We start from the raw sequence: 25688 nt of genomic DNA on the forward strand, positions 1-25688 counted from the left end.
CTTACCTTTTATCAATTTTTATCTCATCTTTTTGGATTAGCCTCTCAACGTTTTTGCTCCCAAACCTTCCATTTCATAGACTGCATAACCTGCTAAAAGGCTTAAAAAGGGAAAATTTTTGCCAATTATACGCTACCTATCTGAAAACTTGGCCCAAAGGCTAGGAAAGATAGATTTCCGTTTATTCACCAAAGTAAACAAGCGTACAAAAGATAGGATTGACTTCTTAATGTCATCTAAAGAGGGTTATCATCAATCTTGAGTGATCTTAGCTTAGGAAGAGGAGGAATAACGGCTAGCTGGTTATATCTTAAGTCAAGCTTTTCCAGCTTAGTTAGCTGCCGGATTTCCGCAAAAATAGCGGCTAGCTGGTTGAAGCTTAAGTCAAGAGCTTGCAGCTGCGATAGCTGCCTATCTCAGTAGGCAAGAGGTTAGCCGGTTGTTGCTTAACAAAAGCGTAAGCGTATGCAGCCGAGAGGCAATTTCCGCGAAATACAGTTTCGCTGGTTGCTGCTTAACCAAAGCGTTTTCAGCTGAGAAAGCTGCCCTATCTCGGCAGGGATAATAGTTAGCTGGTTATTACTTAAGTTAAGCGATTGCAGCTGAGAGAGCTGCCATATTTCTGCAGGAATAATAGTTAGCTGGTTATTACTTAGGTTAAGCGATTGCAGCTGAGACAGCCAACCTATTTCTGCAGGCAGAGCGGTGAGCTGGTTATTACTTAAGTCAAGCCATTTCAGCTGAGAGAGCTGTCCTATCTCTGCAGGAATAATGGCTAGCTGGTTATCACTTAAGATAAGCATTTGCAGCTGAGAGAGTTGCCATATCTCTGCAGGAATAATGGTTAACTGGTTGCGGCATAAGGCAAGGCTTTGCAGCTTAGTAAGCTGCCCTATCTCGGCAGGTAGAGCAGTTAACTGATTATCGCCTAAGTTAAGCACTTCTAGCTTAGTAAGCTGTCCTATCTCTGCAGGAAGAGTGGTTAGCTGGTTGTTATATAACCAAAGCCCTTGCAGCTGAGAAAGCTGCCCTATTTCTGATGGAAGAGTAGTTAGCTGATTATTACTTAAGATAAGCCATTCCAGTTGAGAAAGCTGCCAAATCTCTGGCGGTAAAATGGTCAAATTTAACTCATCATGTAAGTCCAGTTTGATAATGTTTTTACCATGCTTTTCTATCCACTGTTTTAGCAGTTCTCCTTTTTTCTTTAAAGGTAGAGCTTTAATCTGTGGTTGATTTAAGTACTCTGTCCCTCCAGGGAGTTTTTGCCAGAATAAGAGGCGGTTAATATTTAGTAGATAGGAGGAATAATTAGAAAGAGTGAAGGCCTTGCTTTCCTTAGGATTTCCATCAAATTCTAAAGGAGAAAGAGAAGCGGCTAAGGTAAAAAGCTTTTGAAAAATGTAGGGTACTTTTTCTTCAATAGAAAGAGTAGGTTCAATTTTGTAAATCTTATCTAAAATGCCAGCTTGTGCTATGAAATCCCCATTCCCTTTAGGAAAATGAACCTGGAGAATGGCGTTGTAAAGCGAGGTCATGGAAATAGAGGCTGTGGAAGAAAGAGAAAGAGGTTGAATTTCATTAGTCGAGCTGGTAGATGAAGAAGAAATAGAAGGTTGAGGAACGCCCGGGGCAAGGGAGGAGGACTCTTGGTGGATTTGCCGCAGTTTCTCAAACACAAATTGCCTAACCTTTTTATTTTCTCCTAGTAATTTTTCTGTCCATTTATAGCTTATTTTTTCTTTCTGATTTAGCTCTTCACCTTCCTGGCTCATCAGCTCTTCGACTTGATTCTCTAATATCTTCTTTAAAATAGAGTTTTCTTGAATGGAAGGCTCTTCTAACAGATTGAATAAAAGCTCAGTATAACGTTCTTTAGGAGAGTCTGTAGAGGAAAGGCTTTTCTCTTTACCTTTACTATGAAAAGAAGGCGGAAGAGGAGGAAGCGGCTGCGAGGGTAAAGATGCTTCTGAGGAGCGTTTAAGGCAAAATTCAAGATAAGCTTGAGCTTTTTCATAGGTAGGAGTTAATTGCAAAGCTTGTAGTAAAGCTTCTATGGCAGTTGTATGCTCTCCTTTCTCAGCAAGTTCTTTGCCCCGTAAGAAATGTCCTACAGCTTCTTGGCTAGGTTCATGCTTAATTTCTTCCAAGGGATGGGATTCAGCCGTTTCAGCTAGGTGCCTCACCGTGTAGTTGGGAGCATGTCTTTCAATACGCCTTCTATCTAGAGGACAAAGCTTATTGCGCGCTAAGCATTGGATGACGGTATCTTCGTTAAAGGTATGGCCACAAGGAAACAAAGTAACTGCCCGAGTCATCAGCTCACCTGAGACCGCATCTTCTATATTCTCTGAGACTGTAGTGCGGAAAGTTACCTGAGTACTAGAAGTAGAAGATGAAGGGATCATAATAAGCTCCTTAAAGTTTTAGGATAAGTGATTGCCTTAAATGCTGGTCCAACCTGCTTTTTAAGGTCGGGTCTTATCTTTTCGCCATTAACTTATTCTTTTCATCTTTATTGATCAATTTTTATTTTAAAGAAAAAAAGAGAGAAGCTTCGTTTGCATTTGGTAGAAGCTATAGCAGCTGTTCATACCGCTTATATTTTTTTATACTTTCTATAAAGAAAGACCTGGAGAAAAATTTCTAAAGAAATAAGATATAAATTTATCTTGAAAAAAGAAACTTCTTGTTTCTCAGTAAGAGAAAACAAAGGTATTCTTGGATGACCTGTAAATTTAAGGAAAATACAACAAAATTTAACTTAATAAAAAGGGCTAAACTCTCTAACACATCCAAAATATATTGAAGCGCTTTAAGGTTTAAGGGGAAATTTTATAAGGCAGGATACCTGGCAACATTTTATGCGCTATAAAAAATTATCAATCGACCTCTTCTAGAAAGAACATCAGCAATTTTTTAGCCACATATATGTCTAGGTTATTTGCCAGCCTCTATTCTTAAAGATAGCTTATAAAGCCTTTAGTTTGGTTACCAAATTCACAATTATATTAATCGCCCGATCTATTTCTTCTTGAGTGACATACCGGCTTAAAGAAAAGCGAATCGACTCTCTTACTCTTTTTAAAGGAATCCCCATGTTAAGAAGAATACGTGAAGGCTCCATGGCTCCTGAGGAACAGGCAGACCCATGGCTAGCAGCAATTCCAGCCATATCTAAAGCCGCTAACAATGTTTCTCCATCTACCCCATCAAAACTTAAGTTAGCTGTATTGCAAACTCTGTCCCCCTCCCCATTAATGCGCACGGCCTCGCCTAAATGCTTTTTTAAAGACTCTTCGAAATAGATCCTTAATTTTAGCATCTTTTCAGAAGCTTCTGGTAAAGCTTGGGCCAGTATTTGCATGGCTGCAGCCATTCCAGCAATATCGGCCAGATTTTCAGTTCCTCCGCGACGGTTATATTCTTGTAGCCCTCCGTGCAATAAGGGGAGTAATTTTTGAGAAGATTTTAGATAAATAAATCCACAGCCTTTAGGAGCATGAATTTTGTGGCCACTAAAGGACATTGCTGACACACCTGCAGGAATTTCTAATGGCTCTTTACCAAGCAAAGCTACACCGTCTACAAAAAAAGGAACATTTGCCTCTTCTGCTATCTTGGCGATCGCTTTAATATCTGTTTTTACTCCTGTTTCATTATTTGCCCCTATTAAAGCAATCAATCGGGTATGAGGACGAATAGCAGCAGCTACATCTTTTGGCAGAACAGCGCCATGCAAACCTGCCGCAAGAGATGTAACCTCAATTCCTTGATGCTGCAATAAATCCATCACGCTATGCACACAGGCATGTTCAACATTAGAGGTCACTATATGCCCTTGAGTTAACGCACCTAGGATACCGCGAATGGCCATATTCGCTCCTTCTGTACCTCCAGAAGTAAAAATAATCTCTTGAGGACGTACTTTAAGATAGCTAGCAATAGTCTGGCGTGCTTGGCTTAAAACCTGGCGGGCTTCACGGCCAAAGGAATGAGGACTAGAAGGATTTCCTGGATAGGTCCGTAAGACTTCGGTCATTACCTGGATGACGTAAGGATCCACACAAGTGCTGGCGTTGTTATCTAGATAAATTCTATTCACGCGTTTCATCAATTTTAATAATCACTAAGGTGATATTATCATGCCCACCTTTTGCATTAGCTTTGGCAACTAGAATGTGGGCAGCGGCCTCAATATTTTGAATGCTGTTGAGCACGGATTCAATTTCTTTTGTGCTCAGCATATCGGTAAGGCCATCTGAACACAGCAGATAAATGTCATTTTTAGCTACGTCGCTAATATGCACGGAAGGCTCCACCGATTTTTCTGTGCCTACCGCTTTAGTGATAATGTTTTTATAGATAAATTTATCTTTACTTCGTTCATTCACTTGACCTAAGTCCACTAACTCCCTTAGCAAAGAATGATCTTTAGTTAATTGTTGAAGACGAGCGTTGTGTAAACGATAAATTCTACTGTCCCCTACGTGAGCATAAATAATACCCTGCGGATGGCAGAGTAAGCAGCATAGGGTGGTTCCCATTCCCCGCCACTCCTTTTCAGCTTTGCTCAGCTCATAGACAGTATGATTAGCATGCTCGATAGATAGCTGAATAAGGCCATGTGCTTCATCAATGGAGAGCGAAGGGCCAGCAATAGCAAGCGTTTGCTGCAAGTGCTCACAAAGAGCTTTAGCTGCCTCACGTGCCGCTACTTCCCCTGCACGATGTCCCCCCATGCCATCTGTTAAGACCACAAAGTCCAACTCATGCACATGCGTCCAAAAATCTTCATTATTTGAGCGTACAAGGCCTTTATCTGAAATGCCGTAAACGGAGACCTTATAATACTTTAGGTTCATAAACATAGAATTTTTGAGGAAAGGCCTTACTAATCAGCTGCATTTTAATGAAAAAATCATAACTCATTACAGATTTTTTTACTAGATGGGAGTAGAGAGAAGGAAAACAAGCTCAAGGGGTAATTCTTGCCCTCTATCAAGATTGCTTAGGCACTTGATAGAGGGTAAGCTTTTTAACGAGTTAGTAGCTAACTTTTATTAGGGTCGGTTACCCTGCCCATAAAGAGGATAGCACCTGTCTTTTTCTCATAAATCATATAGATAAAAGGATGATCTACTTGAAAGATCACAGGAGCTTTTGGCTCCAAAATTGAGGTAACATTCATGCTAATAGAGGTGGCTGCTGCAGCTTCGCTACCATTTTCATCCATGGATAGATAGACTTTATGTAGAACATTTCCAATCTTTAACCCTTTAAATTCAGTTATCTTGGAGAAATTGGCTTGATCACTAAAAGGTGTGTGCATCCCCATCTTTTCTAAGATCTCTTTTAGATTGCTAAATTGGAGAACTTTAAATTTAGGGATTGTTACGAGTACCTTAGTATTTTTTAAATTTTTTCTCCATTCCTCTAGCTTTCTTGCTGTTAACCCTTTTTCTACTTCCCTTAAAGCCTCTTTTTGATGAGGTAAAATAATCATCATAGAAAATTCAGGACCTTCCTTCCGCGAAAGAATGTAAGGAAGCTCCACGATGGCAGCTTCGGGAGTATCTAGATAAGGAAAATGAGCTGTTTGAGTCATGGATAAAGCTGTCTGAACGATCCCATCCTCTGGAAAGAAAGGTTGTTGAGTAGTTAAATGGGGATCAAAAGGGCTTTTCCATTTTGCTTTCAAATAGAGAGCACTTATTAGGACCATGCGGGTGGATGAATCTATAGCTTGGGGATGCAAAATATCAACGATTTTGCCAAAGGTATGGTGCTTAACCCAAGCATTAATGGTAGCCCTTGCAGTTTCAGTTTGTCCTTTAAAGTCGACGATTCTAAATGTGCCATTAAAATATTTTTTCATTTCTTCTTTATATGAAGAAAGTAAGGGAAAATTGGTTTGAATCCACAAAGAATTGGCTACCCGGACGCGTATTTCCTCAGAAGCACTGCTTGGATAAAAAGTAAAAAAGTGGTTTAGCTCTGCTAAGCCTTTTCCCAACTTCTCAACAGAAGAAGGATAATGAAAAGCAGTGGAGATTTCTTTATGGGTATTTTCATCAGCACCGCTATAAGCCATCGCAAAAGAAGAAAAAATACTGTAGGGAGAAAAGCAAAGGTTATCACTGGAGGGCAGCTGATTGTACATATCTATAGCAAACGCATTCGCCCCTTGAGAGACTAAAAGTATTTCACTCAGCTCATCCTGAGAGACTTTTTCTTCCTCCGATTGTATAGGTAGGGAGAATAGACTTATCCATCCTAATATCACTAATTTAAACCAAGCTTTTGTAAAGATGTGCTTCATTAAACCTCTCTTTTTGTATAAAAAATTAGCATAATATTAACCGCATTGAAAATAGCATGTAAGCTAACAGATGCCCAAATCGATTGCTGCCGCTCGTAAATAAATCCTAGAAAGCAAGACAAGACAAAAAGCGAAGCAATTAATTCAACATTTCCCCAGCCCTGTAGGGAAGAAAAATGTAGGAGGGCAAAGATTAAGGAAGTCAATCCAATCGCTTGCTGGGAGGTCATATATTTCTTCAATCCATTTTGTAAAAACCCCCTAAAAAGCAATTCCTCAATGATGGGGACGATGAATATAATGCATACACTTAAAGTCATTAACAGAGGTAGAGAAGAGGTTGCCATCCTAATTTGCTGCACAGCTACTTGTTCAATTTCAACATTTTGATAGGTGAGCATTAACAAAAGCGCAACAAATTGACCTGTTGCGATCACTAAAGGATAACTTAATACTCCACTGATGCAAGCAATAAAAAAATCTTGTAACTTATAAAGACTGCCCTTTGAAGCACATGCACCTAAAATTATCTCTTGATTTTCTTTAGATAAAGAAAAGTAGTAGGCGCCCATTCCTATGCCTGTTATAAAAATAGCGTAGATAGTGTACCACCCTTGCATTTCTGGAGTAAGAGATGAAGGGAAAGAGGGCTCTTCTTGTGGATAAAAAAAAGTCCAAAGCTTAAAAGAGGCAGGAACCCATACAATTTGTAAAAGAAAGAAAATAGCAAAAGAATAACTCCATAACTTTACCGCTAACGTTTGCTTGGTTTCAGGCAATCTTCTACTGGAGCTAAAATAATCATTTTTCCAGGCCATTAACAAAAACATTACAAATATAAAGCTTGCGCTTGCGAAAATCTGTAACCGCTCAATCATCACTGTTTGCATGTTTTCCATTTCTTAAACTTAAGTTTATAAATTAGAAAGAGTAAGGCTTGCTTGATCTCCCTCCCTCTCTCTTTTTTCATCTACAGAACGTGTAATGCTACATTTTCTAAGCGTATGATAAGATCTCTTACTAAACGCTCGCTTAATTTTTTAAAATAATAGTTTTCCTTATCAGTGTCCCAGGCTGCATGAGGGAGCAAGAGCTGCTCTGTCATAATCTCTTGCAGAGCTACTATTGGTTGCTCTCCACGTAGATCAATTATACGCACCTTTAACTTCATAGTGAGTAGGTGTTTGTTATGTAGATGAGGGGGCATACATTTCATCTCTACCTCTCCATATCTATCTTTTCGATATTCTACAAGTTCGGTAGCTACTATTACATCCGCTCCCCCAAAATTCTTTACAAAAGAAAAATCGGGATCAAAAAAGGAAACTTTTTTCATCTTATCTAAGTGTCTTTTGACGAACTCTTGGGGATAAAGATATAAACTTCCCCTTTCTCTCAATTGCTGACGCGTTTTCTTTAGCAGATAATCGTTCCTAGAGGATCTTTCCGCAGCATCAACGGTAGGCAATAGTACTACACGTGGTTTGGCTCTACCGTCATCATGCATGGGATAAAAATCTCCATAGCGCGAAGCACAAGAAATAGTAAATAAACAGATTATTAAAGATAATATAATTTTGTTCATCAATTTCACCTCAAATAGACATAAAAACCTGTTATTAATAAGAAATTAGTTTTATAAGATGCAATTTTATCAAAAAAATTATTATTTCTCTATAAAAATTTTAACATCAAAGCACTAGCAGCCGAGTAGGAGAAGAATAAATAAAGAAATATATTTTTCCCACCCTATTTTCTAGAATAAAGGAAGGTAAAAAAAACAATAACCTTAGACATTACAAGGAAAAAGTTGTTAGAAAGATAGCTTACTTGGAAGGCATACTATCGTTTAACTTTAAGAAAAATTAAATTAAAAAGAGTGCCGGAGATTATCTCAAGGCATAAACATTATCCTTAAGGCTGCTACATTCCTGTCCTGACCTGGTTCGAACTATTTCATTCCACAAGGTCCCCGGCAGCTATAAAGATAGCTTATTCCTCGTTATTTATAAATGCTTTTTTTTCAAAAAGTTGAAAATCTTTTTCTAAATGAGCGAGAGTTTTTCTTAAAGCATGCTCAGCATCTAGACCCTGCTTTTGAGCTACTTCTACCAAGAAAAGAAGATGTTTACCTAATTCATTTTCATTATGAATGCCAGCAAGATCACCGGGAGATAAATCTTTTAAATATCCAGAATTTTTTATTTTTTTAAGGACTTTTTGAGCGCGTGATAAAGCAGGCAAACCCTTAGAAATGCCATCCAGGGAACTTTTGCGCGTATCTTTACCTTTTTCACGCTTTTTTATTTCTTCCCACTGATGGGAAAGCTCTTGAGAAGTATTTATCTTTTTTCCCTCGCCAAAAACATGGGGATGGCGTCGAACTAATTTCTCATTAAGCTCGTTAAGCACGGCACCAAAAGTAAAACGCTTCTCTTTTTCTGCTATCTTACACAGAAAAACAGCATTAAAAAAAAGATCTCCTAGCTCTTCTTGAATATGGCTATTGTTGCCTAAATCTATCGCTTCAATGACTTCACAGCTTTCTTCTAAAAGCGAAGATCTTAGCGAATGTAACGTTTGTGCCTGATCCCAAGGGCATCCCTCTGGCGCTAACAAACGTTCTATAATTTCTATCAGTTGATTAAATTCTTGCATAGCCACTTTAAGTTTAGATGATTAAATAAATAATCGAGGATTACATGTTCATAGGGGCCTTATTAAGGAATTTTATCTTTTATCCGTTGGCTCTTTCCTTTTAAAAACAGCTTAAAAGCCAGCCATTTACTAGACAGGATAGGACAAAACAGAAGTAAATATTCCCTTAGCTGCCCGATAAATAAAATCTGACTTTTAGGTTTATGGCCTTAATAGGCCTTCTCATTTATAAACTAAGGTGATGTAAAAAAACTAGAATAATCCTTCCGTAAATGATAGGGTAGGAGGTTAAAATTTTAGATAAGGTTATATGGAAAAACAATGCACCGCCACCGCTTATATTTTTGATCATGAAAAAGTTTTACTCGTTTTCCATCGAAAATTAAGCAAATGGTTGCCTCCTGGGGGGCATATGTATCCTCACGAAACTCCTCCTATGGCAGCCAAACGAGAGGCTAAAGAAGAAACAGGCCTTGAGGTTGAGATTATCCTTCAAGAAAATATATGGATTGAACGGTGGAATGCGCATAGTTTTGAACGCCCCTATCTATGCTTGTTAGAAGAAATCCCTCCTTTCGGAGATCAACCTGCCCATCAACATGTTGATTTTATTTATATTACCCGCCCTATCGGAGGCGAGATCAAAGAAAACCCTGGTGAGACTAATGGGATACGCTGGTTTACCCTAGAAGAGATAGAAGCTTTAAAGCCGGATGGAGAGATTTTTGTGGAAACCCAGCAAACGCTTCGCCATCTTTTCTTAAAAGGTTTTTAAAAAATATGGCCCACAAGGAAGTCTTAGAAAAAAGTAAGACGCTAATCATCAATACAAAAGGCCAAAGAATGCACTTCCTCCTCTTTCATTCTTATTACCTTCCCGCTTCAACAAAAAATATTAGCGAAATTCACCCTTAAAAGATATGAGGAAAACTTATCAAGGGAAGGTAAAGATTTCCAAAGAAGGATTCATTCTTGCCATTCAGTACCTATATTGGCCCTCCTAAACCTTTCAATGGCATTCATACAGTGCATATCTTTGTACTTCCTGTCCCTCAAAGATGAATTCATGCAGCTAGGGACTCATTTTATTGCAAAAATTAGTGCTAAGAATACTTTATTAAGGTGAGAAAGCTAGCAAGCTTGTAGGAGCAAACTCTTGGAGGAGATTTAAAATCTACAAAGAAAGGGTTTTAGGATGGCAAGCATAAAAAGCTAAAGACCTAGTGTCCATTAAGAGAGTCATAGGCTTCTAGCTTTGTATCCATTCTCCTACTTTTTAACTAAGCTTTATCCATGAATTTCTTCTTTTAAAAATCCACCAAAAACAGGCTAAAAGCCATTGGCCAATTTTAATAAAAGGAGCCGCTAAAAACTTGAAAACCTTTGTGACTAGGGATTCTTGCTTAACTTCAGCCATTTTCCCTTTATCCTTTACCTTTTGAGCTGTGTCTAGTTTTGCTTCTACCCTCTTTCTAGAAGCAGCTCTTAAGGGGGAAGCTTGCATAGATGACCCTGCTCCTACTCTACCCTTTTGGAAAGTTATGTCAGGTGCTGTAAAGGCTTCTGGTAACCCCCCGTTCCCTTCTTTGATATGGAGGGGAGCAAGAGGAGAAATGTTAAAGGTAGCTGACTGAATCCCCTCTTTAACTTTTTCTTCTGTCCGTTGCATGCCCTCAAGCGAAGATAAAGGGCCTCTGCCAAAGTTTTTAGCTGCCTTTCGCTCCCCCCCATTTTTTTTAGGCGGGTTTGATTCTTCAAATTCTTCTAAGCTTGCGGCTAATGCTTCTGCTAGTGCTTTTTCTTCATCATAGCTTGCAAAGGTAAGAGGATTTTCTTCCCGGGGTGAGGCCCTTTCCACACTTGGCTCTTCTCTAGCCCTTTCTTCTTCGTCATCCATGGCTGCTATTACAGCTAATAAGTCTGCTAGGTCTTTTTCTTCCTTTTGATAAATGTCATCTTGCGATGTAGGAGGAGTTTCTCCTCTGTTTATAGAAGAAGGAGGGAGTGGGCTTTGAATAAACAGTTCATGTTGCTCGCCATATAATCGATCAAGCTCTCTTTCTTTATCAGCAATCTCTTCTTCAAGCGCTAGAATTTTATAGGCATTTTCATTCAAAGTTTTTCTCACTTCAGAGGCTAGGAGTTGATTGCCTGCAGGCAAGTCACTTAGTATTTCAATATTATGAATATTGGCTTTGTGAAGGTAGGAAATGTTTTCGGGTTCGAAAATTCCCCAGTCCACCCTTGCGAGAAATTCGCGCATCCTAGCTTGCTCAGCTTCGGAAAGGCTTTTTTTATTTAAATCGTTGAGGGTACGCAAAATTTTAATTATATGGGCTTTATGCTGCCCAAGGAGAGAGTTTTCCTCTTTTAAAATAAACGCATCAAGCTTCTCAATCAAAGGCGATAAGTAGATAAAGGAAGGGCCTTCTATATCCTTAAGAACTGCTTGATTGGCTTTTAATAGAGCAGAACGCTCCTCTTTGCTTTGAGCTATTTTCTCTTGCAGCCATTGCTCTTTATAAGCGGGGCTTTTTTTAAAGGCTTTTTCTTCCCCAGTGATAAAAGCTTCCCTCTCGGGGTGATTAATTTTATCGAATAGCTTTTCTAATCGCTTAGTTGTATCATTGTTATCATCCTCTATTTTAGAAGCTAGATAAGCTACCGCCTGCTCAACTTTTATCTCTCTATCTGAGCAATTTCTATCGATTAAACGCTGTATAGACTCTCGTAAGCGCCCTTCAGGAGTAAGCGTTTTATCAATTTTAAGGCGATTAAAAGTTGCAATAGCATTCCTTAGCTTCGCTCGCCCTCCATGAGGCCGAGTATCTTTATAAAAGCTATATAAAAGCTCTCTTCCCTTTTCCGCCCCTTTGTCTACATTAAAGCTCATCAAGCGCCTCCTAAAATTATCTATTAATTAATCTGATGAATAGACAATAGCAATATCCTTTAAAGATTTTATTAAAGCTTAAAAAGATCCTCTTAAATTTCTAACTGTGAATAAAAATGGGCAAACTGCTGAAACAAATATTTTCCTGATAAGCCACGCATGCACAACCCCGTCGTACAAGACCTTAATACAGGACAACGCCTTTCAAAAGTCTGGCCATAAGGGCACTCGCCTTGTATAGCTTCATGGAGGCTACCCTTAGGCTTATATTTACGAGCAGAAGAAGCTCCAAACACACTAAAGGAAGGTGTCCCCGACATTCCAGCTAAATGTAAAGGCAAGGAATCCATCGCAATGACAGCATCTATCCGACTCATTAAATTTTGTAAAACCGCAAGAGAGACTTTATCCAAAAGGCTTACGTTTGTCAATAAGGCAGACTGAAGCTTTTGGGCTATGGCTAATTCTTCGGAATTTCCCCATACTAAAATGAGTGAAACTTTCAGGTTACTAGAAATTTCATATAAAAAGCTTTCAAGGGCTTCATAAGAAAGCCTTTTATTTCTCCAAGCAGAGCCTGCACAGACTAAAATCTTTGGCCCAGGCAGCGCTTTTATCTGGGTCCAAAGAAGATCAAAAATGCCTTTTTGTTCCTCATTTAAATTTAAAATTAATTTTTCTTCTTTTAAGGGAGAATAACATTGAAAATAGTGCTGAACCAGATATACGTTTTCATCTCGCACATTTAATTCTTTTGGAGGATCGAAATGATGATGGGTTACCCACCGGTTAGGCCACTCCTGGAGAGATTTAGATCCAAATCCTACTTTATGAGCACTTCTTGCTAAAAAAGTAGGAATGGCTGATTTAGTGTTACCTTGCAAGTCAATCACAGCCGCATATTCTTGCTGTTGTAGGGCGGAGCGAAAGCTTAATATGCTGCTCCATGTTTTTAAGTTAAAAGGCTTTTTTCGCCAACCTTTTGTATCTATTTCAATGACGCGTTCAACTAAAGGGTGACTTTTAACAATTTCGGCAAAGCTCTTCTCCACTACCCAATCCACTTTAATATTTGGAAATTGCTGATGGAGAAAAGCAAGTACCGGAAAGCCATGGATAATATCCCCTAGGGACGAGGTTTTAACGATCAATATTCTCATAACACCTGCGCCATGGCTTGTTGAAAATCTAGGGGAATAGGGGCTTGAAAGTACATTTTGCGTAGAAGAGTGGGATGAATAAAGGATAGCTCATAAGCATGTAAAAGACAACGCGGGCTATAATAAGAACAATGAAAGAGCTTTCCATACTGCCGATCTCCTAAAATAGGATGTCCCATTTCACTCATGTGCACGCGGATTTGATGGGTGCGGCCTGTGCGCGGATAGCAGTGTACTAAAGAGGCTTTTGGGCCTTTTTTTTGAACTTTCCAGGCGGTTAGGGCCTGCTGGCCCTTAGCGGGAGGGACAGACCCCCATAACGACTGTCCAAGATAACCATGAATTTTACCTAAATAGTTGTTAATGCTTCCTGCTTCTTGCCTAGGAATTCCATCAATAAGAGCTAAGTAAACTTTATCGATCTCCTGCTTTTTAAAAGCAGTTACCATCTTTTCGCGAAACGCCTTACCTTGCGTAAACATCAAAAGCCCGGTCGTATCCCGATCTAGACGATGCAAAAGCTCCCACCTCACATTATAAGCTTTCAAAGCTTCTATTAATACTTGGCCATCCGAGGCTACCCCTGCAGGCTTATTGTAGACAAGTAATTCTTCATCCTCATAAATAATCTGACTAGGTAAGAAGTGGAAAGAAACAGAAGGTTTTTTCTGTAGAATTCCTGCTGGCAAGGAAACTTTATCTCCCTTAGCGAGAACCGTGGAAGCAAAATGCTCGAGCCGATGATTCACATAACATCCATTGTATTCAATACAGCTCTTAATTTGGCGAGCAGAATAGCTTGAACCTAACTTTTCTTTAAGAAAATTGACCAGCTTTTGGCCACTTTCTGCTGTATCTACCATCCATTGCATATTAACCCTTAAAAAAAATTAAACAGGCTAAAAAATTTACTCCTATTCTTTTTCTACAACTTTTTAAGTATCCTTAATTAGAAGGGATTAAAAATGGGTGAATTGCTCTAAAAAACGCAGATCATTTTCTGTAAATAGACGAATATCTTTTACTCCATGTTTTAGCAATACCATTCTTTCTACGCCTATTCCCCAAGCATAGCCCGAATAAACTTCCGGGTCAATTCCTCCATTCTTTAATACTTCGGGATGCACCATTCCAGCCCCTGCAACTTCCAGCCAACCAGAGTGCTTACAGAGCTGGCATCCTGTTCCCTTGCAAGAAAGACAGGAGATATCTACCTCTAAGCCTGGTTCAACAAAAGGAAAGTAACTTGGACGATAACGCGTCTCAATTTCTCGTCGAAATAGTTTTTTAAAAAACTCTTGCATGGTAGCTAAAAGATCGGCAAAGGTCACGCCTTTGTCGATATATAGGCCTTCCACCTGATGGAAGAAAACATGGGAACGAGCTGTAATGGTTTCATTGCGATAAGCTTTACCAGGAGTAATGATGCGAATAGGGGGCTGGTGAGCTTCCATGACGCGCACTTGCACATTACTGGTATGAGTGCGTAGAAGGACATCAGGCGTGATATAGAAAGTATCTTGCATATCACGGGCTGGATGATCAGAGGAGAAATTAAGGGCTTCAAAGTTGTAATAATCGGTATCAATATCAGGGCCATATTGTACAGAGAAGCCCATGCCTACTAAAATATCTAGGATACTGTCTAAGGCTTGCGTAATTATATGCTTACGCCCAATGGAATGTCGCCTGCCAGGTAAAGTAATGTCAATCTTTTCTTGAGCCAATTGCTGATCTTCTTCTTTAGCTATCAGCTGCTTTTCATGCTCCTCAATTTGATGCAAAACTTTTTCTTTGAGCTCATTAATTTCCTTGCCAAAGGCGGGCCGCTGGTCAGGATTAACCTCTTTTAAGAGTTTCATCAAATTTTGGATAAGACCCTTTTTCCCTAAATACTTTATTTTCAAATTTTCTATCTCTGCTGTGGTCTTTACGGCAGCTATATCGGCAGCAAAATCGCTATGGATGGCTTGAATGGAGCTATGCACAATCTTCCTCAAAAAATAAAAATAAAAAAATAGCAGAGTCACACTCGGTGGCTCTGCTAAAAATGTAGGAAATCAATACCTTGTTATGCAAGGGCTTGTTTTGCATGATTCACCACGGCGGCGAAGCCTTGGGGATCACGAATAGCCATATCGGCTAACATTTTTCTATCTAAATCACATCGCGCTTTTTGCAAACCATGAATAAACTTGCTATAAGAAATTCCATGGATTTTTGCAGCGGCTCCAATTCGCATGATCCATAAGCTACGGAACTCGCGTTTTTTCTCTTTGCGATGGCGGTAATTATAGGCCAACGCTTTATTAACCGCATCACTTGTAAGACGCAAGTGGTTTTTTCGATCACCGAAAAACCCTTTAGCTCTCTTAAGTAGTCTTTTTTTGCGACGATGTGAAGCAACAGCATTGGTTACTCTAACCATAGCTTATCTCCACTGTTATTTGTCTAATTCTTTAATTATTAAAATATTAGATCGTTTCATTCATCTTTCTGACTTTTAGCTAGTCAGATCTATATTTTATACGCACATTAATCGTTTGTACGTTTTCAAGTGCGCCTCATTAACTAACGCCGGTTTGGATAGCTGGCGTTTACGCTTAGGTGTTTTTTTATTCAAAATATGCCGCTTACCTGGACGCCCTCTTTTGAGCTTACCAGTTGCCGTCAATTTGAATCTGGCCGCAACAGCCTTTTTTGTTTTCATCTTAGGCACGTGAACTTCTCCCTACATATCTTTTCATTTTGCCTATGCGCTTTCTTCTTCCCTGGTAGGCTGGCTCTCATTCGAGGGGCCTTTCGCGCCTTCTTTTTTCTTCTTTCCACCAGGTGCTAATATGACAATGAGCATTCTTCCAAATAACTTAGAAGGAGACTCTACAGTGGCGATTTCTTCTAGATCTTCGCACACTTTACGAAGAACCTTTTCTCCAATCTCTGGATGAGCCATCTCTCGCCCTCTAAACATGCATGTTAACTTGACTTTATTGCCTTTAGCGATAAAATCTCGAGCATGTCTAATCTTTGTCTCTAGGTCATGGATATCGATATTCGGCTTGACCTTAATTTCTTTTACTTTAACTTGATGTTGAGCTTTCTTGCTCTCTTTTTCTCGTTTCGTTTGATCGTAACGAAATTTGCCGTAGTTGATAATTTTACATACGGGTGGATTAGAGCCTGCTGATATTTCTACCAAATCTAATCCATCTTCTTCAGCTCTAGCTAAGGCTTCATGCAAAGGGACTACACCAATTTGCTCACCAGTTTGCGTAATCAAACGAACGCGCGGAGCACGTATTTCTCTGTTAACTTTCAACCGAAATTCCACCCTCGTTATAGAAGCACAAAAATGTTACCTTGCACTTCTTAGTTTTTATTAGACCTCTTTCTTAAAGAGGTAGACTTCATTTAAGTTTTTAATTCGTTTTCTAACTTCAATTGCTCAAGAAATTTATTTAAAACTTCCTCTTGCACGCTTTCTTGCTGATATTTCTTAAATATAACGGTGCGATTTTCCTCTTCTTTATCCCCTACTCTTACAAGATAAGGAATTTTTTCATAGTGAGCGGCTTGAATCTTTAACCCAACATTGTGAGTAGAATCATCCATACTCACCCGGAAACCAGCTTTTTCTATCTCCTCAAACACCTGAATAGCATAATCGAAATTTTTATTCATCTCTGGAATGATGCGTATCTGTTCAGGAACAAGCCATAGAGGCAAGTTCCCGGCATAGTGTTCAAGGAGAATAGCTGTTAAACGTTCAATTGAACCTAGTACCGCTCGACCTACCATGACAGGCGCATGTATTTTGCCATCTTGCCCTGGATAGGATAAGCCCATTTTATCGGGATGGTACAAGTCAATATAAATGCAAGAGCTTTTCCAATCACGCCCCAGTATATCAGTGAATCGCGCTTCTATAGCAGGACCATAATACTCTTGAGGCTCTTTGTCAATCACATATTTAAAGCCGCTTACATCCAAGGCTCTGACTAAACTAGCTTGAGATTCCTCCCACTTTTTAGGAAGCTTCTTATACTTTCTGCTTTTAACAATCAGATGCCATTGGATCCCAAACCCCATTACTTTAATAGTTTTATTAATGAATTGCAAGGAAGAAATGAGCACATCTAAAAGTTGCTCGGCACCACAGAAGATATGAGACTGATCGGCATGAAAGGAACGGGACCTTAACATTCCCCATTGGTGGATCTCTTTCCCTTGATTGTAAAATTCAGCGTATTCTGCATAAGCGAGGGGCAGTTCTTGGTAAGAATGTGGCTTAGATTTGTAAAGAGAGGCATGCAAAGAAGCTTTACTAGCACATAAAGCATAATCTAATCCTTCGGCTTCAAAACGTAAAGTCAAAGGCTCTATTGAATCGGCAAAAGGCTGCTTTACCAGCGTGGGAGTTGTTACCCATTGACACCCTTGTCGTTGATACTCGGCTTTCAACCAATTTAGCAATATTTCACGAAGGATAACTCCTTTAGGGTACCAGGTCCAGCAGCCTGGACATGTCTCGTCCAAAATAGTGAATAGATTCATCTGCTGACCCAGTTGCCGGTGATCGCATTGCTTGGCAATCTCTCTTTTCTTCAGAAATTGCTTAAGGCTATAGCTTTCAGAAAATACGGTTCCCTGGATGCGTGTTAATGAAAGATTAGGTCTACCGGGTAAGGAAACTTTAAAAGAACTTACCTCTAATAATTTAAAGGCTCCCACCTGCTTAGTCGTCTCAACAAAAGGAGGCGCCACCCAATCGTAAAACTCACCCACTTGACAAACATGCACTAAAGTCTCTGCACAAGCCTTTAATAAAATAACTTTAAGGGTTTGCCCCTGATGTTTAAATAGCTCGATAGCATTTTTGCGCATCATTTCCATAGGCTTGAAGGGCAGGCTTTGCCGCATAAAGTCACGCATGCGCTCTTCGATATACAAAAATTGCTCGTGAGTAATAGCTTCGGGAAGAAAAAAATCGTAGTAGAAGCCCAGATCTGTAGCCTCGCCTTGGAATAGCTGTGCTTTTGGAAAAAGGCTACAAATAGCAAGCGCTAATAACTCTGCAGCCGATTGTCTTAGAGTTTTTAGCGGATTAGTCATAACCATAAAATGGTGGGATATAGCTGACTCGAACAGCTGACCTCCACGATGTCAACGTGGCGCTCTAACCAACTGAGCTAATATCCCATCGGGATTAGTGAAGAAGGCATGTTAACGGAGAGCACTGAATTTATTCAATCAAAAAAGAATGATCCCTTAATTTTTAATAAGCAGCCCCATTACTTAGCATTTTTTAAATATTCGGTTAAAGCTTTTATATCTTTTTGGGTAAGGCGGGGAAGTTGCGAGATCTCTTCTAGGGTAGCTTCCCTTATTTTTTTAACACTACCGAAATGCTTTAGCAGCAAAGCACGTTTTTTAGGACCTATGCCGGGAATATCATCGAGGGAACTTTTAATTGTTTTTTTGGTTCTTAAATGGCGATGGTAGGTGATGGCCGTGCGGTGAGCTTCATCACGAATTTGCTGGAGTAAAAACAAAACAGGTGAGGTCTTATGCAATAAAAGGGGATCTTTAACGCCTGGCAAGAACACCTGCTCTTCTGTCATGCCGCGATCGTGCCGCCCTCTTTCTTTTGCTAAGCCGATCACATCGACCGTGGCGATATCTAAATCGGCTAGCAGCTTTAAAGCCATGTTAAGATGTCCTTTTCCTCCATCCACTATCAACAAATCAGGTAAATCATTTTCTTCTTTAGCTCTTAGATAACGTCTATTTAAAGCCTCTTGCATAGAAGCATAGTCATTCGATTGATCGATCGTACGAATCTTATACTTGCGATAACGATTGGAGTCTTTTTGACCATTAGTAAAAGCAACCATCGTAGCGACAATGGTGGTGCCTGCCATATTAGAAATATCAAAACATTCGATGCGCTCAGGATACCTATTCAAATGAAACCTCTCTTCCATTTCTAATAAGGTTCGCTCCCTAACAGCTTGCAAATCTTTTTCTTGATGAAAAGAAGCTTTGGCATTAGCGATAGCCATTTCAACCATCGCTAATTTGTTACCCCTCTGCGGATGATAAATGCGTACTCCTCTTTTTCTTTGGCTAGAGAGAATTTCAGCAATAGCCGACGGGTTATCAACAGGCGCGGAAAGTAAAATTTCATGAGGCAATTCAGCCTGCTCATCATAATTTTGTAATAGGAAAGATTCGAGCAACTCATGATCATTTTGAGCGATCTGACTAAAGTTATGGCGCCTTGATCCTACAAGCTTACCTGCCCTAAATAAAAGCTGGCAAAGAATGGCCTCATCGCCTTGGCGAAAAATTCCAAAAGCATCGGCATCCTCCCCGAGAGGCTTATCTACTTTTTGCGTTTCAATCGTTCTCTCAATCTGACGAATGGTCTGTAAAATCTCTCCTGCCCTTTCAAACTCTAAAGCTTCCGACTGACGCTCCATTTCAGCTTTTAAGTCTTGCAAAACTTCCTTATCTTGCCCCCTCAAAAACTTGATAGCTCCATCCATGTAATGATTATACTCTTCTTTTGTACATTTATTGACACAAGGGGCTATGCAACGCTTGATATCATAAAGAATGCAGGGGCGATGGCGACGGACTAGCTCCTGATCAGAACATTGCCTTAAGGGAAAAATACGTTGGATTAAATCTAAAGTATGGCGAGCAGCTAGAGCACTTGTATAAGGTCCAAAATAGTAGCCATCGGATTTAGGTTTACCTCGATACCGTATAAGGCTGACCATAGGCCAGGGATGTCGATTGTTAATTTTTAAAGCAATATAACTTTTATCATCTTTGAGTAAAGCATTATATCTAGGCTGGTATTGCTTAATCAGATTATTTTCTAACAATAAAGCTTCTTTTTCTGAATTGACCACAATCGTATCAATTTCTTCAACCTTTGCAATTAAAAAAGGGACCATTATACGCCCATCTCTACCTGCAGCAAAATATTGCTTGACCCGTTGGCGCAAATTGTTAGCTTTGCCTACGTAAAGAATCTCGTTTTGCTCCCCCTTCATCAAGTAAACGCCAGGCTGGGTAGGAAAAAGATCGAGTTTTTTGAGATCAAAAGACATAAACACCTTTTATTGCAGAGCGTAATTTTAAAGGGAGCTTCTTATCTTAAGCAACCTAATAATAAAAATGCTTTTCTCTTCCTCCCTAGAAGGCCAGGAAAAAAGCTTTTTTTAAGGCTTTTCATCCCTTTTAAATGTAGCCGTCTACGAAGGGAGAGTTAAATAGTTCCTCCCTAAAAAGCTTTACTGCCAAGTGGTTAGGCCCTAGCGCTGCCTATTTTATCCATCAACCGCTTGAGTAAAGTCAATTCTTTAAATTTTAAAATTTTATCTTGCCATCTTTTTCTATGCCATCCTGTCAATGATTAAGGGAGCAATTTTTGGTTTGGCTGTTTCCCCAAGACGTCGATAGACAAAAATGAAAGAATGATAGCCTTGATTTTTCTGGAAAGAATAAAAGTCGGAACAACCTTTATACTTAAGGTTTAGCTCCTCTTTTAGGAGATCGACGATTTTTCTTTTGCTCAGGTCTGGGCGATTTAGAGCGGTTGCTTGGATGTAGATGTAGCATTTTTTCAAGCTCTAGAATGCGCTTTTCAAGACGCTTAATCGTCTGTTCCTGATCAAAAACCATCTGGCTCTGATGCTGGACAAGTATGAAAAGATCTTCATAGGTGGGCTTCATCATTAAAAACCTACTACTTAAGCTTTTTTTTAGCAATAATGCTGAAAGCGTATTTTTCGATTAGCAGTTGCGTAAAACATTCCCCTTAATTGATTAAAAAGTAGATCACTTGTGTTTACTCTGGCATCATCGCTAAAGCAGGCTTTTGTAAATTTTGCTGCTGCATGGCCAATTGTCCACAGGCTGCCGCAATATCATCACCTTTGGTGTAGCGGCAAGTGTTAACGATCTTGCATCCAAATAAAACGCTTCTAAATTCTTTAATCGCTTTTCTATCAGGCCTTTGTAGCCTAACATTCGGAATAGGATTGTAGGGAATTAAATTAACTGTACATTGTTTGCCTTTTAATAGATGGGCCAATTCATGCGCATGATCAGGATGATCATTGATACCCGCAAGCAGAGTGTATTCATAGGTAATATCGCGCTTCGTTTTCATACTATATTCATCCATAGCAGCTAAAATATCTTCTAAAGGATATTTACGCGCATAAGGAATAATTTTTTTGCGAATATTTTGATTAGGGGCATGAAGAGAAAGAACCAAATTGACTTTGAGATTTTCGGTGCTTAAACGCTTGATTCCATCCACAATTCCTACCGTAGAGACTGTAATCCTTCTTTGAGAAATATTAAGGGTTTCCTCATCAATGATTAGATGGATCGATTTCATCACGGCTTCATAATTTTTAAGAGGCTCACCCATCCCCATGTAGACCACATGGCAAACACGTTCTTCTTTTTGCTTTAACCAATGGTTAATTTGCACGATCTGCTCAACAATTTCTCCAGGTCGTAGATTACGAAAAAAACCTTGTTTTCCCGAAGCGCAAAAGGCACAGTTAGCAGGGCATCCTACTTGCGAGGAGACACAAACGGTACGACGATCACCTGAGCAAATCAGCACAGATTCGACCAGATTACCATCCCTTAACTTCCAGAGAAATTTATAAGTTTCTAAGTCGGTAGAAGGAGTGACTTTTACTAATTGCAAGGTAGGCAAAAGCAAGCCCTTTTTTAGCTTTTCACGCAGAGGCTTACTCAGGTTAGACATCAAATCCCAATCCAGGATCGACTTTTTATACACCCATTCAAAGAGTTGGCGTGCATGAAACTTTTTTTCCTCATAAGCTTCTAGCCAATCTACAAGTTCTGAATAAGTTAGGTCACAAAAATTTGTCATTATTTTCTCAATCAATAATTTTATTTATAATGCAGCATACCATATATATTAAATAACTACTAGTTAATTCCTTACTAATTATTTTAGCTGACGTTAAAAAAACAAGCCTACTAAAAATCTGTAGAGCCTGCTTGTTGGGGGTAAGAACAAGTACCTTACCTTTTATGTTCTTTTATTAAAGGCCAGCTTCCCTGGTAAGAATAAAAAGTTATACATACATCTAAAAATTTATAAAGCTATCTATTGGCTAGTTAGAAGTTTTTCTTCGTTTTTCATAATTTCCTAGCTAGGGAGGGTTCAGCTTAAGTTATTTACAAGAGGATAACATAAGTAGAGGGACTTTGGGACTATGTAATAAAAAATTAAAGGGAAAGAAATGGCAGAGAAGTGAAGATGATGAAAATGTAGCGTTATTTTTCTTAAATAAGATAACATCATGCCTTTCATAAAAATTGAGTATCTACATGATTACCTTTCAGGAAGTTTTAAGACGTCTCTCGCTTTTTTGGGAACAGCAAGGATGTATCATCCATCAAGGATATGACCTTGAAGTAGGAGCCGGAACCTTTAACCCAGCCACCTTTCTACGCTGTCTAGGTCCCGAGCCTTATCGTGCAGCTTACATTGAACCCTCACGCCGCCCTGCAGATGGACGTTATGGAACCAATCCCAACCGCCTTCAACACTATTTTCAATACCAGGTGATTCTCAAGCCCTCACCCTCGCATATTCAGGATCTATATTTAAAATCCTTAGAAGCTATTGGCTTTAACTTAAGTGAGCATGATATCCGCTTTGTGCATGATGATTGGGAAGCCCCTACACTAGGAGCCTGGGGATTAGGATGGGAAGTCTGGATGGATGGAATGGAGGTTACCCAATTTACTTATTTTCAATGCGTAGGGGGCCTCAATTTAAAACCCATCACGGGTGAGATTACCTATGGGATTGAGCGTTTGGCCATGTATCTACAAAAAGTCAATAACATCTTTGATTTACAATGGAATGAAGAGATTACCTATAAAGATATTTATCATCGTAATGAAGTGGAATGGAGTCATTACAATTTCGAAAATGCTTCAACCGAAATGTGGTTTCGACACTTTAATGATTTTGAAAGAGAGGCTCAAGCATTAATGGCTGCAGGCTTGCCGCTGCCTGCCTATGATTTTGTCATGAAAGCTTCGCATGCTTTTAATATTCTGGATGCACGCGGCGCCATTTCTGTTACTGAGCGAACAGGTTATATTGCACGTATACGTAATCTTACTAAGCAAATTGCCGAAAGTTATACCAAGAGCCGCGAGCAACTTAACTACCCCTTACTAGGCAAATTTAACTCTGCGCCACCAGCGGGAAAGGAAGAGATTATAGCTCCTACGCCTTCTAAAGAAGAAGAAATGGAAATGTTGGATCCTAATAAAAAAGAGGCTTTTCTTTTAGAAATTGGCTCTGAAGAGCTCCCCGCTTCATTTGTCAGCTTGGGCTGTCAAAATCTAGAAAAAGCGTTTAGAGCTTTTTTAAATAAAGAAGGTATTGCTTATGGAGACATTAAAACTTATGGAACTCCTCGCCGCCTGACCTTGTATGTTGAAGATCTTCCTTACCTTAAGCCCCCGCAAATCCTAGAAAAAAAAGGGCCCGCTTTAGAGCAAGCCTATGGCAGCAATGGACAATTAAAACCAGCAGGTGAAGGTTTCTTTCGCTCGCTTGGCATTTCCCCTATTTCCTTAGCTGCTATTCGTGAAGCTACCGACGGTTCCATCCGCATTCAACAAATCAAAGGAATCGATTATCTATTTGCCTCCATGCAAACACCAGGTATACCGACAGCGCAAATTCTAGCTAAAAACTTACCTAGTCTTATTTTAAGCCTCGATTTTCCTAAAAAAATGCGCTGGGGTTCTCTTGAAATTTCTTACGCGCGTCCTCTGCGCTGGATCACCAGCCTTCATGGCCCTCATATCATCCCCTTTAGCGTGGGCAATATTCAGGCCGGTCGGAAATCCTTTGGGCATCGTCAGCTGTCCCCTGAGGCTTTTGCTCTTAATAAAGCCCAAGAGTATGTGGAAATTTTAAAGAAACATCAGGTGATGGTAGATATGGGGGAAAGAGAAAATACCATCATTGTTGCCCTAGATAAGCTAGAACACTCTTTACAAGCAAAGATTATCTGTCGAGAGGCAGTTATCCCCCAAGTTTTGAACTTGGTGGAGTGGCCCCAAGTAACTTATGCCTACTTCAATGCCTCTTTTCTTAAGGTTCCTAAAGAAGTATTGATTTCTGAGATGGTGGAACATCAAAAATATTTCCCTGTTACAGATGCCCAAGGGCAACTGCAAAACATCTTCATTATCACCGCTGACAACAATCCTTCGGATTATATACGGGCTGGCAATGAGCGTGTCTTATCAGCTAGGCTTTCTGATGGAGCTTTTTTATATGAGCAGGGCTTGAAAGTATCCTTAGATTCTTATAATGAAAAGCTTAAACAAGTGACTTTTCAAGCTCACTTAGGGAGCGTATGGGATAAGGTTAAACGGATTGTCTCTCATGTAGAGATTTTGCAAAAATTGCTTAACAAAGGTAGCTTAGAAAAAGCTAAACGAGCAGCTTGGTTATGTAAAGCCGATTTAGCCTCGGAAATGGTTTATGAATTTCCCAACCTACAAGGTACAATAGGAAAATACTATGCGCTAGCTTCAGGCGAGGATCCCGAGGTAGCCGAAGCCCTAGATGAACATTGGATGCCGCGAGGAGAGAATGCCCCTTTACCCCAAACCCTTACAGGCACCTTAGTAAGTCTTGCTGACAAAATCGATAATTTAATCGGTTGCTATTGTGTGAATCTTAAGCCTACCTCTTCTAGTGACCCCTATGCGCTAAGGCGCCAGACTCTCGGCGTGATTAAAATGCTTATCAATGGCTGCTACCGTCTACCCTTAATGGAGGTCTTCCGGCAATGTTTTGATCATTTCCCTGAAGCTCTAATAAAAGATAAAGAGCATTTATTACAAGAGATAGAAGCTTTCATTACCAACCGTATTAAATCAGTTTTCCAAGAATATGACCTTTCTAAAGATGAAATCGAAGCTTCTCTTTCTTCTAACTTTAGTGATATCTACGATACTTTTTGCAAAGCTAAATCCCTTCATCATTTTAGGCAAACCAACAAAAAGTTCCCCCTTCTCTTTGAAGTTTATAAAAGAGCTAAAGGTCAATTAGTAAACACCCCAAGTGCCGCTTTTTCAAAAGAATTACTTAAAGAAAATGCTGAGAAGAACTTGGATGCTTTGCTAGGTCAAAAGCAGATACAACTTACTCAGGCAATTACCTTGCATGATTATGATAAAGCTTACGAACTAATTGCAGATATCCAACCAGCTTTAGCCCAGCTTTATGATGAAGTTAAAATCTTGGCGGATGATCTAAAATTGCGAGACAACCGCCTAGCTTTGCTGCAGCGCGTTTTTGACATGTTCTCTCAATTGCTAGACTTTAGTAAAATTAGTGAGAAATAGGTTTTAATCCTCTAGGAAGCTTTAGATATGCTGCTGCAAAAAAATTTAACAATTTTTCTCCAAAGATTTTTAAACCCTATCAACCTTTTTCGTTCATAAATCTATTTAGTCCAACCTGATTTACCCTAAAAAACTCCATCATTGCATCAATTTTAAAAAGAAAAAATGTAAATTTCCTTTTAATGGTAAGCTAAAAAAGTAGCAA

At 39.5% G+C, this 25688-nt stretch carries 20 protein-coding genes, 1 tRNA gene and 1 other RNA gene; 2 read left to right on the top strand and 20 right to left on the bottom strand.

Features of this window, described 5'->3' with window-relative positions:
- Nucleotides 1-446: 446 nt before the first annotated feature.
- The 8 genes from NEOC84_RS07900 to NEOC84_RS07935 form a co-directional block, all read right to left on the bottom strand.
- Nucleotides 447-2408, bottom strand: coding sequence for a leucine-rich repeat domain-containing protein (locus tag NEOC84_RS07900; RefSeq protein WP_166157722.1), 1962 nt, complete (start codon nt 2406-2408; stop codon nt 447-449).
- Between the two features lie 563 nt (nt 2409-2971).
- Complete coding sequence (locus NEOC84_RS07905; protein WP_166157725.1) at nt 2972-4114, bottom strand: cysteine desulfurase family protein; 1143 nt, start codon at nt 4112-4114, stop codon at nt 2972-2974.
- Nucleotides 4098-4865, bottom strand: coding sequence for a Stp1/IreP family PP2C-type Ser/Thr phosphatase (locus NEOC84_RS07910; RefSeq protein WP_242678236.1), 768 nt, complete (start codon nt 4863-4865; stop codon nt 4098-4100). Before NEOC84_RS07910 ends, NEOC84_RS07905 begins: the two co-directional genes overlap by 17 nt.
- A 188-nt stretch (nt 4866-5053) precedes the next feature.
- A complete protein-coding gene (locus NEOC84_RS07915) occupies nt 5054-6322 on the bottom strand; it encodes a serpin family protein (protein ID WP_166157730.1) in 1269 nt (422 codons plus the stop codon).
- Nucleotides 6322-7221 carry a CPBP family intramembrane glutamic endopeptidase gene (locus tag NEOC84_RS07920; protein WP_166157733.1) on the bottom strand — a complete coding sequence of 300 codons (900 nt, stop codon included), beginning with the start codon at nt 7219-7221 and terminating at the stop codon, nt 6322-6324. The genes NEOC84_RS07915 and NEOC84_RS07920 overlap by 1 nt, the downstream gene beginning before the upstream one ends.
- A 71-nt stretch (nt 7222-7292) precedes the next feature.
- Nucleotides 7293-7907, bottom strand: coding sequence for a hypothetical protein (locus NEOC84_RS07925; protein WP_166157736.1), 615 nt, complete (start codon nt 7905-7907; stop codon nt 7293-7295).
- A gap of 293 nt (nt 7908-8200) precedes the next feature.
- An RNA gene (gene ffs / locus NEOC84_RS07930) (signal recognition particle sRNA small type) lies at nt 8201-8299 on the bottom strand.
- Between the two features lie 15 nt (nt 8300-8314).
- Nucleotides 8315-8980, bottom strand: coding sequence for a MazG family protein (locus tag NEOC84_RS07935; RefSeq protein WP_166157739.1), 666 nt, complete (start codon nt 8978-8980; stop codon nt 8315-8317).
- A gap of 310 nt (nt 8981-9290) precedes the next feature.
- Here NEOC84_RS07935 and NEOC84_RS07940 point away from each other — a divergent pair, with 310 nt between their 5' ends.
- Complete coding sequence (locus tag NEOC84_RS07940; RefSeq protein WP_166157742.1) at nt 9291-9755, top strand: NUDIX domain-containing protein; 465 nt, start codon at nt 9291-9293, stop codon at nt 9753-9755.
- Between the two features lie 501 nt (nt 9756-10256).
- Here the strand turns inward: NEOC84_RS07940 and NEOC84_RS07945 are convergent.
- From NEOC84_RS07945 to rlmN, 12 genes are all read right to left on the bottom strand, one after another.
- Entirely contained in the window at nt 10257-11873 is a 1617-nt protein-coding gene (locus NEOC84_RS07945; RefSeq protein ID WP_166157745.1) for a hypothetical protein, read from the bottom strand.
- Between the two features lie 92 nt (nt 11874-11965).
- The gene (gene waaC / locus NEOC84_RS07950; RefSeq protein ID WP_166157748.1) at nt 11966-13033 is read right to left on the bottom strand and encodes a lipopolysaccharide heptosyltransferase I; all 1068 of its coding nucleotides are present in this window, start codon (nt 13031-13033) and stop codon (nt 11966-11968) included.
- Nucleotides 13030-13905 carry an RluA family pseudouridine synthase gene (locus NEOC84_RS07955; RefSeq protein WP_166157751.1) on the bottom strand — a complete coding sequence of 292 codons (876 nt, stop codon included), beginning with the start codon at nt 13903-13905 and terminating at the stop codon, nt 13030-13032. The genes waaC and NEOC84_RS07955 overlap by 4 nt, the downstream gene beginning before the upstream one ends.
- Nucleotides 13906-13992: 87 nt before the next feature.
- Nucleotides 13993-15021 carry a phenylalanine--tRNA ligase subunit alpha gene (gene pheS, locus NEOC84_RS07960; RefSeq protein WP_166157754.1) on the bottom strand — a complete coding sequence of 343 codons (1029 nt, stop codon included), beginning with the start codon at nt 15019-15021 and terminating at the stop codon, nt 13993-13995.
- An 83-nt stretch (nt 15022-15104) separates the two neighbouring features.
- Entirely contained in the window at nt 15105-15461 is a 357-nt protein-coding gene (gene rplT / locus NEOC84_RS07965; protein ID WP_166157757.1) for a 50S ribosomal protein L20, read from the bottom strand.
- Between the two features lie 96 nt (nt 15462-15557).
- Nucleotides 15558-15752 (bottom strand): 50S ribosomal protein L35, encoded by a 195-nt coding sequence (gene rpmI / locus NEOC84_RS07970; RefSeq protein WP_166157760.1) that lies wholly within the window; start codon nt 15750-15752, stop codon nt 15558-15560.
- A gap of 33 nt (nt 15753-15785) precedes the next feature.
- On the bottom strand, nt 15786-16364 hold the full coding sequence (gene infC, locus NEOC84_RS07975) for a translation initiation factor IF-3 (protein ID WP_347566662.1): 579 nt from the start codon (nt 16362-16364) through the stop codon (nt 15786-15788).
- 80 nt (nt 16365-16444) lie between these two features.
- Entirely contained in the window at nt 16445-18145 is a 1701-nt protein-coding gene (locus NEOC84_RS07980) for a threonine--tRNA ligase (protein ID WP_166157765.1), read from the bottom strand.
- Nucleotides 18146-18155: 10 nt separating this feature from the next.
- A tRNA-Val gene (locus NEOC84_RS07985) sits at nt 18156-18232 on the bottom strand.
- Nucleotides 18233-18324: 92 nt separating this feature from the next.
- Complete coding sequence (gene uvrC / locus NEOC84_RS07990; protein WP_166157768.1) at nt 18325-20154, bottom strand: excinuclease ABC subunit UvrC; 1830 nt, start codon at nt 20152-20154, stop codon at nt 18325-18327.
- Nucleotides 20155-20572: 418 nt separating this feature from the next.
- On the bottom strand, nt 20573-20782 hold the full coding sequence (locus NEOC84_RS07995; protein WP_166157770.1) for a hypothetical protein: 210 nt from the start codon (nt 20780-20782) through the stop codon (nt 20573-20575).
- A gap of 112 nt (nt 20783-20894) precedes the next feature.
- Entirely contained in the window at nt 20895-21962 is a 1068-nt protein-coding gene (gene rlmN / locus NEOC84_RS08000) for a 23S rRNA (adenine(2503)-C(2))-methyltransferase RlmN (protein WP_166157773.1), read from the bottom strand.
- 464 nt (nt 21963-22426) lie between these two features.
- Between rlmN and NEOC84_RS08005 the strand changes: the two genes are divergently transcribed.
- Nucleotides 22427-25483 carry a glycine--tRNA ligase gene (locus tag NEOC84_RS08005; protein WP_166157780.1) on the top strand — a complete coding sequence of 1019 codons (3057 nt, stop codon included), beginning with the start codon at nt 22427-22429 and terminating at the stop codon, nt 25481-25483.
- Nucleotides 25484-25688 lie beyond the last annotated feature (205 nt).

The sequence above is a fragment of the Neochlamydia sp. AcF84 genome, assembly GCF_011087585.1.
GTDB lineage: Bacteria > Chlamydiota > Chlamydiia > Chlamydiales > Parachlamydiaceae > Neochlamydia.